Annotated in this window: 12 protein-coding genes; 10 read left to right on the plus strand and 2 right to left on the minus strand. The window is 71.7% G+C overall.

Annotated elements, in window-relative coordinates; all coding sequences use genetic code 11:
* Nucleotides 1-358: 358 nt before the first annotated feature.
* The 10 genes from IEZ25_RS13685 to IEZ25_RS13730 all read left to right on the plus strand — a co-directional run bounded on the left by IEZ25_RS13685 (nucleotide 359) and on the right by IEZ25_RS13730 (nucleotide 12,054).
* Nucleotides 359-1,711, plus strand: a complete 1,353-nt coding sequence (locus IEZ25_RS13685) for an HNH endonuclease signature motif containing protein (RefSeq protein WP_191199990.1) — start codon at nucleotides 359-361, stop codon at nucleotides 1,709-1,711.
* Between the two features lie 67 nt (nucleotides 1,712-1,778).
* The gene (locus IEZ25_RS13690) at nucleotides 1,779-3,230 is read left to right on the plus strand and encodes a mycothione reductase (RefSeq protein WP_191199991.1); all 1,452 of its coding nucleotides are present in this window, start codon (nucleotides 1,779-1,781) and stop codon (nucleotides 3,228-3,230) included.
* A gap of 302 nt (nucleotides 3,231-3,532) precedes the next feature.
* Nucleotides 3,533-4,330 (plus strand): SDR family NAD(P)-dependent oxidoreductase, encoded by a 798-nt coding sequence (locus IEZ25_RS13695; protein ID WP_191199992.1) that lies wholly within the window; start codon nucleotides 3,533-3,535, stop codon nucleotides 4,328-4,330.
* A gap of 9 nt (nucleotides 4,331-4,339) precedes the next feature.
* A complete protein-coding gene (locus tag IEZ25_RS13700) occupies nucleotides 4,340-5,413 on the plus strand; it encodes a spore photoproduct lyase family protein (RefSeq protein ID WP_191199993.1) in 1,074 nt (357 codons plus the stop codon).
* A gap of 138 nt (nucleotides 5,414-5,551) precedes the next feature.
* Nucleotides 5,552-6,889 (plus strand): MFS transporter, encoded by a 1,338-nt coding sequence (locus tag IEZ25_RS13705; protein WP_318152226.1) that lies wholly within the window; start codon nucleotides 5,552-5,554, stop codon nucleotides 6,887-6,889.
* Nucleotides 6,889-7,797 (plus strand): isocitrate lyase/PEP mutase family protein, encoded by a 909-nt coding sequence (locus IEZ25_RS13710; protein ID WP_191199994.1) that lies wholly within the window; start codon nucleotides 6,889-6,891, stop codon nucleotides 7,795-7,797. The genes IEZ25_RS13705 and IEZ25_RS13710 overlap by 1 nt, the downstream gene beginning before the upstream one ends.
* Nucleotides 7,794-9,233, plus strand: a complete 1,440-nt coding sequence (locus IEZ25_RS13715; protein WP_191199995.1) for a dihydroorotase — start codon at nucleotides 7,794-7,796, stop codon at nucleotides 9,231-9,233. The genes IEZ25_RS13710 and IEZ25_RS13715 overlap by 4 nt, the downstream gene beginning before the upstream one ends.
* On the plus strand, nucleotides 9,230-9,952 hold the full coding sequence (locus tag IEZ25_RS13720) for an isochorismatase family protein (RefSeq protein ID WP_191199996.1): 723 nt from the start codon (nucleotides 9,230-9,232) through the stop codon (nucleotides 9,950-9,952). Before IEZ25_RS13715 ends, IEZ25_RS13720 begins: the two co-directional genes overlap by 4 nt.
* Nucleotides 9,949-11,331, plus strand: a complete 1,383-nt coding sequence (locus IEZ25_RS13725) for an FAD-dependent oxidoreductase (RefSeq protein WP_191199997.1) — start codon at nucleotides 9,949-9,951, stop codon at nucleotides 11,329-11,331. Before IEZ25_RS13720 ends, IEZ25_RS13725 begins: the two co-directional genes overlap by 4 nt.
* 48 nt (nucleotides 11,332-11,379) lie before the next feature.
* Nucleotides 11,380-12,054 (plus strand): GntR family transcriptional regulator, encoded by a 675-nt coding sequence (locus tag IEZ25_RS13730; protein ID WP_191199998.1) that lies wholly within the window; start codon nucleotides 11,380-11,382, stop codon nucleotides 12,052-12,054.
* 27 nt (nucleotides 12,055-12,081) lie between these two features.
* On the opposite strand, the gene IEZ25_RS13735 is transcribed toward IEZ25_RS13730, so the two are convergent.
* On the minus strand, nucleotides 12,082-12,522 hold the full coding sequence (locus IEZ25_RS13735) for an SRPBCC family protein (protein ID WP_191199999.1): 441 nt from the start codon (nucleotides 12,520-12,522) through the stop codon (nucleotides 12,082-12,084).
* Between the two features lie 41 nt (nucleotides 12,523-12,563).
* Nucleotides 12,564-13,181 (minus strand): TetR family transcriptional regulator, encoded by a 618-nt coding sequence (locus IEZ25_RS13740; RefSeq protein WP_318152227.1) that lies wholly within the window; start codon nucleotides 13,179-13,181, stop codon nucleotides 12,564-12,566.
* Between the last annotated feature and the right edge of the window lie 65 nt (nucleotides 13,182-13,246).

Below are 13,246 nucleotides of genomic sequence, written 5' to 3' on the forward strand. Positions count from 1 at the left end.
AGGGTGTGACACGCGCAGTCGTGGTCGGCTCGGATGGCGGTGCCCATCGAGTGGCCGGGTCGGGGGTCGAGCTCCCCACCCTGCTGGCGATCGGCTACGTCGAGATCACCGAGGACGAGCTCGGGACGCCCCCCGAGGAGGACGAGGCGGTCGAGGCCGTCGCTGGTCTCCGCGCCTGGGTGGGCGATACCGTCGCGGTCGAGGTGCCCACGTCGGGCCTCCGACTCGGCTGGGCGAGTGGGGCTGCGCCTGCGCCAGCGGACCACCGACCGTCCACAGGCGCCGTTGGATCGGGGTTCTCCACAGCCTTGGCCGCAGGTGCGGCTCAGGTGTCGGTGGGTCTCACGAGGCTCGTGCCATGACCTCTCGCCAGCACTCCGCGCAGCACCCGATCGTGGGTGCTGCGGTGGGTGTCCGCGCGGTGCTGAAGTCGGTCGCCGACGCGAACCCGTCGTTCATGACGGCCGACGACAAGGCGGTCGCGCTGCGCGAGCTGGTCGCAGCGGAGGCGCAGCTGGCGGAGCTGCGGTTGCGGGTGCTGGCCGACGCCGGCGACGTGGCCGCAGCGACCGCGGCGAAGGATGCAGCGGGGTGGCTCGCCCACCACACGCGGACGCGGTTCGCCGACGCACGAGCCGACCTGGCGCTCGCGCAGGCGATGGATCGGTGCCGCCCGGTCCTGGCTGCGGCGATGCGGGAGGGCACGGCGACGCTGGCGCAGGCACACGTGGTCCGTCGCGCCCTCGAGGCACTGCCCGCGTCCGTCGACGTCGAAACGACAGCCCGAGCCGAGGCGTTCCTGGTCGAGCAGACAGCCCAGCTCGGGCCGAAGGAGCTGGGCCGGGTCGGGCGACGGATCCTCGACGTCGTGGCCCCCGAGATCGCCGAAGCCGCAGAGGCCGCCCGCCTCGCCGAGCTCGAGGCGAACGCCGAGCAGCAGACCCGCCTGACCATGCGACGACTCGGGGACGGCACGACCCGCATCAGCTCGCGCGTGGCGGACGCGGTCGCCACCAGGTTCGCCACCTACCTCGAGGCCTACGCCAACCCGCGGCGCGAGGTGTCGAGCACCCGCGTGGACGCTGACCGCGCCGGGGGAGCAGCCGCGGAGGAGGCGACCGCGCAGGCGACCGCCCACGACCCGGTCATCCGACTCGCCTATCCCAGGCGGATGGGGAGGGCGTTCGCCGCGTTCCTCGAGGCCATCGACCCGAGCCGGCTCCCGATCCACGGCGGCGACGCCACCACCATCGTCATCACGATCCCGCTCGAGAAGATGCAGTCCGACCTCGCGGCTGCTGACCTGATCGGCGGCGGGCTCGTGCCCGGCGACGACTCGGACGGGAGTGACGCCGGCGGCGACCGGATCACCGCCGCCCAGGCCAGACGGCTCGCCTGCAACGCCAGGATCCTCCCGATGGTCCTCGGTGGCCGCAGCCGCCCGCTCGACCTGGGTCGCGCGCGCCGCTTGTTCAGCGCCGGCCAGCGCATCGCCATGGCGATCCGCGACCGGACCTGTCGCGGCGAGGGCTGCGACGTGCCCGCGACCTGGTGCGAGGCCCACCACCTCGAGCCCTGGCAGCGCGGCGGCCGCACCGACCTCGACGAGGGCATCCTCTTCTGCAGCCACCACCACCATCGCGCCCACGACCCCGCCTACACCGCCGAGCGCCTCCCCGACGGCGACACGCGTTTCCACCGACACAGATAGGCCGCCGGGGGAGTGCCTCACCCCCAGGGGGCCGGTGCGTTCCGGGTCGGCTGCCTAGCCTCGCTGTGTGACCACACAGCACTACGACCTCGTCATCGTCGGCGCCGGATCCGGCAACATCATCGTCGACGAGCAGTTCGACGACTTCCGCGTCGCACTCGTGGAGCGGGGACCGTTCGGCGGCACCTGCCTGAACCGCGGGTGCATCCCGTCGAAGATGTTCATCCTTCCCGCGGACGTCGCCACCACCGCTCGTCGCGGTGATGCCCTGGGCGTCCCGACACGGGTCGGCCCGGCCGAGTGGAGGACGATCCGTGACCGGGTGATCGCCAAGGTCGACGCGGACGCCGCCGACGGGCTCGAGGGGCGCGAGGAGGCCGACAACATCGACGTCTACCAGGGGACCGCGAGCTTCACCGGTCCGCGCACGCTCGCGATCGACGTGGACGGCAAGATCACCGAGGTCACCGGCGACCAGGTCGTGCTGGCCACCGGGACGCGTCCTGTCGTGCCCGACATCCCCGGACTCGAGGAGGCCGGCTTCGAGACCAGCGACACGATCATGCGGCTCGAGGCGTTCCCCGCCCGGCTCGGGGTCGTCGGCGGTGGATACGTCGGGTCGGAGCTGGCGCACGTGTTCTCCTCCTACGGCGCGGAGGTCGTGCAGGTCGAGGGGGGCGACAGCCTCCTGAACGACCAGGACGCCGACGTCGCCGCGCACTTCACTTCTGCCGTCGAGCGACGGTGGGACGTACGCCTCGGCACCGAGCTCGAGAAGGTCAGCGGCGGGGGCGGTGACCCGATCACCCTCCACCTCGCCGACGGCGAGGAGGCCGAGGTCGACGTCCTGCTGCTGGCCATCGGCCGTCAGCCGAACTCGGACCTGCTCGACCTCGAGCGAGCGGGCGTGGACGTCGACGACAGCGGCCGGATCGTCGTCGACGAGCACCAGCGCACCAGTGCCGACGGCGTGTGGTCGCTCGGCGACGCCAGCAGCGACCAGCCGCTCAAGCACGTCGCCAACCAGGACGCGCGCGTGGTCCAGCACAACCTGCTGCGAGCGCTGCGACACACGGGTGACGGGCCCTCGGACCTGGCCGTCAGCGACCACCGCGCGGTTCCCCAGGCCGTCTTCACCCACCCGCAGATCGCCCGCGTGGGCCTCACCGAGGCCGAGGCGCGCGACGAGCACGGCGACGACGTGGTGGTCGCGCGACACGACGTCGCCGACGTGGCGTACGGCTGGGCGCTGGCCGGTGACCTCGACGACGACGCCGAGGCCAACGGCTTCGTCAAGCTGGTCGGACGACGCTCGACCGGCCGCCTCGTCGGAGCCCACCTGGTCGCGCCGATGGCCTCGGTCCTGGTCCAGCCGCTTGTGATGGCGATGGCCCACGACGTGCCCGTCGCGGGGCTGGCCCGCTCGACGTACTGGATCCATCCCGCCCTGACCGAGGTCGTCGAGAACGCCCTCATCGCGCTCGAGTCCGCGCTCGAGTCCGCGCCCGACGACGCCTGACGGAGCACTCCCGCGCCTGACGGGACCGCAGTGTCGGTGCCCGGGCGTACGGTGGCAGTGCAGTCGTGGGGTGCGGCCTGGCCATCTTCCGGGGCCAGGCCGCAGTCTTCGATCACCCAGCACGGGTGGAAGTCACCACCCGGTAGTGGTGAGGTCACTCGAAGACGGCCCCCACGGTAGGCAACGTCCCGGGCCCGGACCACCGCCCCAGGGGTGGCACTGCCGGGGAGACGAGCGCCGCGACGCCGGTTCAACCCCTGAGGGGGTGGGCCCCTCCCGGCTCCGGATGATCACCTCGAGCCATGGACCTCGGCATCGCAGGCAAGAAGGCGCTCATCACCGGCGGGGCAGGTGGCATCGGTCGGGCGACCGCGGCCGTCCTGCTCCAGGACGGCGTGGAGGTCGTGCTGTCCGACACCGATCGGGACGAGCTCGACGAGGCCGTCGCGTGGCTGCCCGACGGCGCGCGTGTGCACACGGTCGTCGCCGACCTCGTCGACGACGCCGCCGCCGTCCAGCTGGCGCGAGACGTCGAGGCGGCCGTGGGTGACATCGACATCCTCGTGAACGGTGCCGGCATCACCGGCCCGACGGGCGCCTTCCACGAGCTCGACGACGCCGCGTTCACCGAGGTGCTGACGGTCAACCTCCTCTCGGCGATCCGCGTGACGCGCGCGTTCCTGCCGGCGCTGCGAGGCACGGGGTGGGCACGGATCGTCTTCGTGAACTCCGAGGACGCGATGCAGCCCTACGACGACGAGCTGCCCTACTGCGCGGCCAAGGCCGGCCTGCTCGCGTTCGCGAAGGGGCTGTCGCGGACCTACGCCGACGAGGGTGTGCTGGTCAACAGCGTCTCGCCGGCCTTCATCAGCACCCCCATGACCGACGCGATGATGGACCAGCGCGCCGAGGAGGAGGGTGGCACGCGCGACGAGGCGATCTCCTCGTTCCTCGACGAGGAGCGACCCTTCATGGAGCTGGGTCGGCGTGGCGAGCCCGAGGAGGTCGCGGCCGTCATCGCGTTCCTGTGCTCGGCCCGGGCCAGCTTCGTCAACGGGGCGAACTACCGTGTCGACGCGGGCTCTGTCGCCTCGCTGTGAGGTGACTCGATGGTCCGATCACCCGCGGCGCGGATGCTCGACATCCGCCGGATCTACCACGAGCCCGACGTGCCCGACCTCCCGCGCGGACGGCAGGTGCTCGACCGGTTCCCCGATGCCGAAAGGGTCGAGGTGGCCGCTCACCAGGACATCCCCGGCCTCTACGGCAACCCCGGCACGGTCACCGACTGGGTCCGCAACAAGCGCGAGGTGCTGGTGCTGGGCTCCAAGAAGAGCCTCGCGGCACGCCCCAACGGTCGCTCCGCGGACTTCATCGCACCGTCGACGGCCAACGGCTGCGCGATGGCGTGCAACTACTGCTACGTCCCGCGCCGCAAGGGCTACGCCAACCCCATCACCGTCTTCGTCAACACCGACAGGATCATCGGCTACCTCCAGCGGCACGTGGCACGGCAAGGACCCAAGCCCGCGCCCAACCAGTGCGACCCGGTGGACTGGGTCTACGACATCGGCGAGAACGGCGACTGCTCGGTCGACGCCCTGATCTCGGACAACGTCGCCGACCTGGTGTCGGCATTTGCGGAGCTCGACGGTGCCAAGGCCAGCTTCGCCACCAAGTTCGTCAACCCCGACCTGCTGACGTACGACCCGCGCGGGGGCACGCGGGTGCGCTTCTCCCTCATGCCGCACGACGTCTCGCGTCAGCTCGACCTCCGCACCACCCCGGTCTCGCAGCGCATCGCGGCCGTCAACGACTTCGTCGCCGCGGGCTACGAGGTCCACCTCAACCTCAGTCCGGTCGTGGTGTTCGAGGGTTGGCTCGACGGCTGGCGCGCCCTCCTGCGTGAGGTCGACGACGTCCTCGACTCTGCGGCCAAGGCGCAGCTGGCCTGCGAGATCATCATGCTCACCCACAACGAGGCACTGCACGAGGTCAACCTCCAGTGGCACCCGCGCGGCGAGGACCTGCTGTGGCGCCCCGACCTCCAGGAGCACAAGCAGAGCCACAGCGGGCAGCGCAACCTGCGCTACCGCGCATCGTGGAAGCGCACCTGGCTGGACCGGCTGATCGCGGTGATCGATGAGGAGGCTCCATACCTGATGGTGCGCTATGCGTTCTGACGAGCGACTCTCAACTGTTGACAGTTGTCAGAAGTGAGCTCTACCGTCGTGTGACCCGGCCCACCATGCCCCCGGTCGTCCCCGCCCGATGGCGCGGACAGGTGGTGGCCGGGCACCACTCTCACCCGAGGAGACGCCGTGGACCCGCAGAGCGCCACGCCCCACATGCCCGCCCCGCCGCAGCACGCCGCCGAGGCGCCCGAGGCGGAGGTCCAGCCCCGCGTCGTGCTCGCCGGAGCCGTCGGCTCGATCGTCGAGTACTTCGACTTCGGCGTCTACGGCTACGTCGCGACGATCATCGCCGCGAAGTTCTTCGTCACCGGCGACGACACGGCCGCACTGCTGCTGACGCTCGCGACCTTCGGGCTCGCGTTCGTCCTGCGCCCGCTCGGCGGCATCGTCTTCGGTCACTTCGGCGACAAGCACGGCCGCAAGAACGCGCTGGCCGCGACGGTCGTGCTCATGGCGATCGCCAGCGGCCTGATCGGCGTGCTGCCGACCTACGCCTCCATCGGCGTCGGTGCCGCGGCCCTCCTCGTGCTCGCCCGCTGCATGCAGGGCATCGCGGCGGGCGGCGAGCTCGGTGGTGCGGCGTCGTTCGTCGCGGAGTACGCCCCGAACGAGAAGCGCGGCCTGCTCTGCGCCTTCGTCCAGATGGGCGCGCTCGCCGGCTCCCTGCTCGCCTCGCTCGTCGTGACGCTGCTCTTCACGATCCTCGGCGACGGCGTGATGAACGACTGGGGCTGGCGGATCCCGTTCCTCATCGCCATCCCGCTCGGCGTGGTCGGCCTCGTCATCCGCGCCAAGCTCGGCGAGACGCCTGCGTTCACGGCTGCCGAGGACGAGATCGAGGAGGAGAGCGCCCCGATCGTCGAGCTGCTGCGCGACCACTGGCGCGCGACCCTGACGTGCGTGGGCCTGTCGATCCTGCTCTTCTCGGCCTACTACGTCGTCTACGTCTACGTGAACATCCACCTGCAGCGCTCGGTGGGGATGGAGACCCGCACGGCCTTCTGGTCGACCACGCTCTGCCTGGCGGTCGCCGTGGCGTGCATGCCGTTCTTCGGACGGCTCTCGGACCACATCGGTCGTCGCCCGGTCTTCCTCGGCGCGTCCGTCGCCGCGATCGTGCTGCCGCTGCCCGGCTTCATGCTGCTCGAGTCCGGCACAGCCGGCGCCATCCTCGCCCACGTCGTCCTCGGCCTCATCGACTCCGCCCTCATGGGCGTCGCGCTGTCGGCGTACGCCGAGATGTTCCCGACGCGGGTCCGCTTCACCGGCATCGCGCTGGGCTTCAACGTCGGTGCCGCGCTGGCCGGCGGCACCGCGCCCTACGTCTGCACCTGGCTCGTGGACGCCACCGGCTCGCCGCTGTCTCCCGCGTGGTTCCTCATGGGCACCGCGGTGATCACCCTGCTGACCGCCCTGCGGATGCGCGAGACCAAGGGCCTGAACCTGAAGACGGTGACCGCCTGATGTTCCACGCCCCCGCCCGGCTCCGCGCCCTGCTGACCGGCCAGGACCTGCCACTGCTCCTGCCCGGCGCGCCCAACGCGCTGACCGCCCGCGTCATCGAGGAGGCCGGCTTCCACGCGGCCTACGTCTCCGGCGCCGGCGTGACCAACACGTTCCTCGGCATGCCCGACCTCGGCCTGATGTCGGTCACCGAGCTGACCTCGCACGTCGCCGCGATGGCCGACGCGGTGAAGATCCCGCTCGTGGTGGACGCCGACACCGGCTTCGGCAGCGCGCTCAACGTGCGCCGCACGGTGCGCGCGCTCGAGCGCGCCGGCGCCGCCGGCATCCAGCTCGAGGACCAGGTCATGCCGAAGAAGTGCGGGCACTTCGCCGGCAAGGAGGTCGTCACGACCGGCGAGATGGTCGGCAAGATCAAGGCGGCCGTCGACTCCCGCGAGGACGACGACCTGGTGATCATCGCCCGCACCGACGCCCTGGCGATCGAGGGCGTCGACGCGGCCTGCGAGCGGGCCAATGCCTACCGGGAGGCCGGCGCGGACGTGCTCTTCGTCGAGGCGCCGACCAGCATCGAGCAGATGCGCGAGATCACCACCTCGGTCAAGGGCCCGCACGTGGCCAACATGGTCGAGGGCGGGCTCACTCCGATCGTGTCCCGCGAGGAGCTGGCCGAGCTGGGCTTCTCCGTGGCGCTCTACGCCAACGCCGCGATGCGCGGCGCGGTGCAGGGCATGCGCGAGGTGCTCGACCACCTCGCCGCCCACGGTGACACCAGCGGCGCGAGCGAGCTCATGATCAGTTGGCAGGATCGTCAGTCGCTCGTCCGCAAGCCGGAGTTCGACGTCCTCGACGCGCGCTACGCCGACCGGGACGAGCAGGCCGACGCCACGAGCGAGGAGGAACGATGAGCGACACCGTGACCGAGCCCCCCGTCCACGACCTCGTGCTGCGCGGCGGCCGGGTCTTCCAGGAGGGCGTGGGCCTGGTGGCCCTCGACGTCGCCGTCGACGACGGCCGGATCGCAGCGCTCCACGCCCCGGGTGCCCAGGTGCTCGCGCGCGAGAGCGTGGACCTCGACGGGTTGGCCGTCCTTCCCGGCGGGATCGACCCGCACGTCCACCTCGGCAAGGACATCCGTGTCCCGCGCGACCCCGACGACGGTGAGCGCGAGACGGCCTCGGCCGTCGCCGGCGGCATCACCTCGATGCTCGTCTACCTGATGAGCGCCGACGACTACCACCAGGTGCAGGCCGACTCGCGCGCCGCGATGGAGGGCAACAGCCACTGCGACTTCGGCTTCCACCTGGTGCTCGGCACCAGCGAGCAGGTCGCCGACATCCCGTCGTACGTCTCCGAGCTCGGCGTGCCCAGCTTCAAGTTCTTCATGAACTTCCGCGGCGACGAGGGGAAGTACCTCGGGCTCCCCGGCAACGACGACGCCTACATGTACGACCTGCTCGGCCGGTCCGCCGACGCGGGTGCCCTGGTGTGCCCCCACCCGGAGAACATCGAGCTGGTCTGGAAGCTGCGCGAGCAGCCGAAGGACGAGACCCTCGGCCCGCTCGAGGCGTGGTACCGCTCCCGCCCGCCGATCGTCGAGGCCGAGGCCGTGCAGCGGGTGGCCTACTTCGCGAAGGCGACCGGTGCGTCGGTCTACGCCGTGCACACCTCCAGCCAGATGGCGCTCGCGGCCATGCAGCTGCAGCGCACCGACTACGACAACCTCTTCGTCGAGACCTGCACCCAGTACCTCACCCTCGACACCTCCGCCGACTGCGGCACCTACGGCAAGGTGAACCCGCCGCTGCGGCACGCGGAGGACGTCGAGGCGCTGTGGGAGGGCGTGGCCTCCGGGGCCGTCGACACGATCGGCTCCGACCACAACGCGCGACACCGGAGCAACAAGGAGAAGGACATCTGGGCAGCCTCCGCCGGCTTCCCCGGCACCGGCCTGGTCCTGCCCGTCGGGCTGGCCGAGGGGCTGCGGCGCGGCATCGAGCTCGAGCGCATGGTCCAGGCGACCTCCACCCGCGCGGCCCAGCTGTTCGGCCTCTACCCGCGCAAGGGCACGATCCGGGTCGGGTCCGACGCCGACCTCGCGGTGGTGGACCTCGACGGCAGCTTCACCGTCACCGCCGAGACCCAGCACTCGGCGGCGGCGTACTCGCCCTGGGAGGGCACCGAGGTCGACCTGCGCGTCGTCCACACCGTCGTCGGCGGTCGCTTCGCCATGCGCGACGGCGTCGTCGCGGACACGCCGACCGGGCGCTACCTCAGCCGCACCGAGAGCGGCGCCGCCGCGCTGCACACCATCACCCAGCAGGAGGGCGAGACCCCCGCATGAGCATCCCGACCAGTGACCGTCCCTGGGAGGTGGGCGGCGCCGGCATCGTCGACGACACCACGCGCCGCCGCTACGAGCTCGCCGGCTTCGGCAGGCCCGTCGGCATGGGCAGCCGTCCCGCGCTGCTGATCATCGACGTGCAGTACCGCACGATCGGCACCACGCCCGCACCCTTCGAGGAGTCCGTCCAGGAGTTCACCACCTCCTGCGGCGAGGTCGGGCACGCGGCCGTGGCCCACATCGCCGACCTGGTGGGCCTCTTCCGTGCCAAGGGCTGGCCGATCCTCTACCCCCACGTCGCCCCGAAGCAGGCGTACGACACCGGTGCACTGGCTGCCAAGGTGCCCGGGATCATGGACGTGCCGGCCCGCGGCTACGACTTCGTCGAGGAGGTCGCACCCGTCGAGGGCGACGTGCTGGTCCCGAAGCGGCACCCCAGCGCGTTCTTCGGGACACCGCTGGCGAGCTACCTCGTCGAGGCCGGTGCCGACACGCTCGTCGTCACCGGGTGCACCACGTCGGGCTGCGTGCGCTCGAGCGTCGCCGACGCGTTCTCCTACAACTTCAAGGTGAGCGTCCCGTCCGACGCGGTCTACGACCGCAGCCCCGTCGTGCACGAGGCGAACCTGTTCGACATGGCCCAGAAGTACGCCGACGTCGCGACCACCGCAGAGATCCTGGAACGGCTCAGAACCATCCCCGAGGCGGGAGCCCGATGAGCGCAGCCACCGACGTCGACGTCATCGTCGTCGGCTCCGGCGGGTGCGGGCTCGCGGCCGGTCTCGCCGTGGCCGACACCGGTGCGAGCGTCGTCGTGCTGGAGAAGATGGACACCGCGCGGGGCAACACCTACGTCTCGACCGGCTCCATCCCCGGCGCCGGCACGACCTACCAGCGCGCGGCGGGCATCGAGGACGACCCGGCGCGCATGGAGGCTGACCTCCTGCGCCAGTCCGGTCCGCACGAGGCCGAGGACCTCACCGCGCTGCTGTCGCGCACCTCCGCGTCGCTGGTGGAGTGGCTGGTCGAGGACCACGCGATCGGTCTGCAGGTCATCACCGAGTACAAGCACGTCGGTCACAGCGTGCCGCGGCTCCACGCGCCCGCCGACAAGCGCGGCGCGTCGCTGATGAAGGACCTGCTCGCCGCCGCCGACAGGGCGGGTGTGGACGTGCTCGTCAACAACCCGGTGACCGAGCTGCTCGTCGAGGACGGCGCCGTCGTCGGGGTGCACGTCGACGGCCCGCGCTGCGGTTCCTACGACCTCCGGGCCGGCGCGGTGATCCTCGCCGCCAACGGCTTTGGCAACTCCTCCTCGCTGCGCGCCCGCTTCCTGCCCGACGTCGGCGACGCGCCCTACCTCGGAGCCGAGGGCTCGACGGGCGAGGCGATGACGTGGGCGATGGACCTGGGCGCAGCCACCGCCAACATGGAGGCCTTCCAGGGCTACGCCGCCGTCGCCGACCCGCACGGCTCGATCACCTCGTGGACCACGGTCGAGCAGGGCGCGGTCCTGGTCGACCCCGACGGGCGCCGGATGGGCGACGAGTCGGTCGGCTACTCCGGCTTCGCCGCCGTCGTGTCCGCGAGCACCACCACCTCGTGGGTCGTGATGGACGCAGCGATCCGCGAACGGGTGGCCGCGAAGGAGCCGGAGTTCGCCGAGCTCGTCGAGATGTCCGGGGTCAGGGAGGCGGAGACCGCAGAGGGCCTGGCCGAGGCGATCGGCTGTGACGCAGCCACGCTGCGGGCCACCCTCGACGCCGCCGGTGCCGCCGCTCGTGGCGAGTCCGACGACGAGCTGGGTCGCACCGACTGGGGCTACGGCGCGCTCGCCACGCCGCTGTGCGCGGTCCGCTCGCAGCCGGCCCTGTTCCACACCCAGGGTGGCGTGCGCGTCGACGCCGACGGGCGGGTGCTCCGCGCCGACGGCTCGGTCGTCGAGGGGCTGTACGCCGGTGGTGGTGTCGCGGCCGGCATCTCCGGGCGGTCCGGTGGAGCGGGCTACTCCTCGGGCAACGGCCTGCTCACCGCGCTCGGGCTCGGGCGGCTCGCGGGGGACCACGCCGGCCGCCGGGCTGCTTCCTCGCGTGCCTGAGGCGATCCGGTAGTTTCGCCGCAGACGGCGGGCGAGCAGGAGGCACATGTGGCAGGCGCATCGATGCCGGCACCGCTCGACGGCGACGCCACCTACGCGGACCGGAGCGTGGCGGTGCTGCGCACGATGATCCTCGACGGCTCGCTCTCGCCCGGCGAACGGCTCAACGAGGTGCACCTCTCGCAGGCGCTGGGCATCAGCCGCGGGCCCCTGCGCGAGGCGGTGCGCCGGCTGACGAGCGAGGGGCTGCTCCACCTCGTGCCGCACCGCGGGGCGTTCGTGCCGGCCTTCACCTCGGGCCAGCTCGCCGACCTCTACCAGCTGCGCATCGCTCTGGAGACGCACGCCGCTCGGCTCATCGCCGAGCTCGAGGACCGCTCGGGCGTGGAGGAGCTGGCCACCGCGCTCGACGACGCCGCAACACTGCTCGACGAGCAGGACTCGGCGGCGTACCCCACTGACCAGGACTTCCACGGCACCCTGCTGCGTCTGGCCGCCAACCCGGCGCTGATCGAGGCCGCGGAGTCGGTGTCGGCCCGGATCAGCCTGGCGCGGTCGCGATCGGCCAGTCAGCCGGCACGGGCCCGGGCGGCACTCGCCGAGCACCGCGAGATCCTCGCCGCCCTGGTGGGCGGGGACGCGGACGCGGCAGCCCGGCTGCTGCGGGCCCACCTCGAGCGCTCCCTGGACAACGCGACCTCGCTGCTGGACGCGCCGTCCTGAGGCCGGGGACCGTGCCCGAGCGACTCCCTACGCCAGCCGGTTGAGGACGTTCGTCATGTCGTCCTCGGTGTCTCCGCCGATCTTCTCGAAGACGATCTTCATGATCGGGTCGGCGATCTTGGCCGCGCCCTTCAGCTCGATGACGGCCTCGTAGGTCACCCGGCTGCCGGAGCCGTCGGGGTTCGGCACGACAGTGATGGTGTCGGTGGAGGTGGCGGTGTCGTTGCGACCTACCAGCACGATCGTGTCCGCGGTCAGCTGCTCGAGCGTGTAGGTGAGCTCGGTGCTGACGCCCGCGATCTTGGAGGTGTTGTGCCAGGTGGACCCGACCTGGACGGGCCCGGAGTCGTTGCGCGTGCACGACTCGGTGCCGGGGTCCCACTCCTCGGCGTTGCTGAAGTCCTTGAGGTAGTCCACCACCACGGCGGGCTCGGGGTGGACGTCGAAGGTGCGGCTCACGGTGGTCATGCTTCGACAGTAGGCACGTCGGGCCGGACGACGGTTCGCCCTCAGGGGTGCCCGGGCGCGGTCATCGTGTGGAGGTGCCGGCACGCGGCGGCGTACGTCGCCAGCAGGTCGATCCGGTCGCCGCTGTCGCGGGCCTCGGCCCACCGGTCCATCGCGACCCGGACGGCGACGCCGGCCGCCTGGACGGTGACCCGGGTCCCGAGGTCGTCGTCGAGGTCGAGGGCCGCGGTGGCACGCGCCACGAACGCGTCGAGCCGCTGGGCGTCGATGCTGACGGCCGCCTGGCGCAGCGCCGGTTCGGCGAGCATCAGGCGCCGCACGCGCAGGACCAGGCGACCGGCGTCGCTCCGTCCGTCGTCGAGGGCGGTGAGGATCTCGCCCCACATGTCCTCGAGCTGGGCGAGCAGCGGGCGGCCGGGAGCGAGGTCGTCGAGCATCTGCTCCACCCGGTCGTCGAGGTCGACGTGCGACACGAGCGCCGCCGCCTCCTTGGTCGCGAAGTAGCGGAAGAAGGTCCGCGCGGAGACGCCGGCCGCGGCGGCGATGTCGTCGACGGTCGTCTGGTCGACTCCCCGACGCTCGAAGAGGTCGAGAGCGGCGTCGCAGATCTCGCGCTCGGTCTGCTGGCGGCGGCGTTCGCGGAGGGCGGGCTGGCTCACCCGCCCAGGATAGGGAATGTCGGCGGTTTCCGCCTTGTTGGCAGTCACTGACACAATTCCCGCGA

Source organism: Nocardioides hwasunensis (genome assembly GCF_014779665.1).
In the GTDB taxonomy this organism is placed as follows: Bacteria; Actinomycetota; Actinomycetes; order Propionibacteriales; family Nocardioidaceae; genus Nocardioides; species Nocardioides hwasunensis.

Excerpts from the sequence above, each read along its gene's own strand:
- IEZ25_RS13685 (WP_191199990.1), top strand. The coding sequence starts at position 359 with ATGACCTCTCGCCAGCACTCCGCGCAGCACCCGATCGTGGGTGCTGCG.
- IEZ25_RS13695 (WP_191199992.1), top strand. The coding sequence starts at position 3,533 with ATGGACCTCGGCATCGCAGGCAAGAAGGCGCTCATCACCGGCGGGGCA.
- IEZ25_RS13700 (WP_191199993.1), top strand. The coding sequence starts at position 4,340 with ATGGTCCGATCACCCGCGGCGCGGATGCTCGACATCCGCCGGATCTAC.
- IEZ25_RS13710 (WP_191199994.1), top strand. The coding sequence starts at position 6,889 with ATGTTCCACGCCCCCGCCCGGCTCCGCGCCCTGCTGACCGGCCAGGAC.
- IEZ25_RS13715 (WP_191199995.1), top strand. The coding sequence starts at position 7,794 with ATGAGCGACACCGTGACCGAGCCCCCCGTCCACGACCTCGTGCTGCGC.
- IEZ25_RS13720 (WP_191199996.1), top strand. The coding sequence starts at position 9,230 with ATGAGCATCCCGACCAGTGACCGTCCCTGGGAGGTGGGCGGCGCCGGC.
- IEZ25_RS13725 (WP_191199997.1), top strand. The coding sequence starts at position 9,949 with ATGAGCGCAGCCACCGACGTCGACGTCATCGTCGTCGGCTCCGGCGGG.
- IEZ25_RS13735 (WP_191199999.1), bottom strand. The coding sequence starts at position 12,522 with ATGACCACCGTGAGCCGCACCTTCGACGTCCACCCCGAGCCCGCCGTG.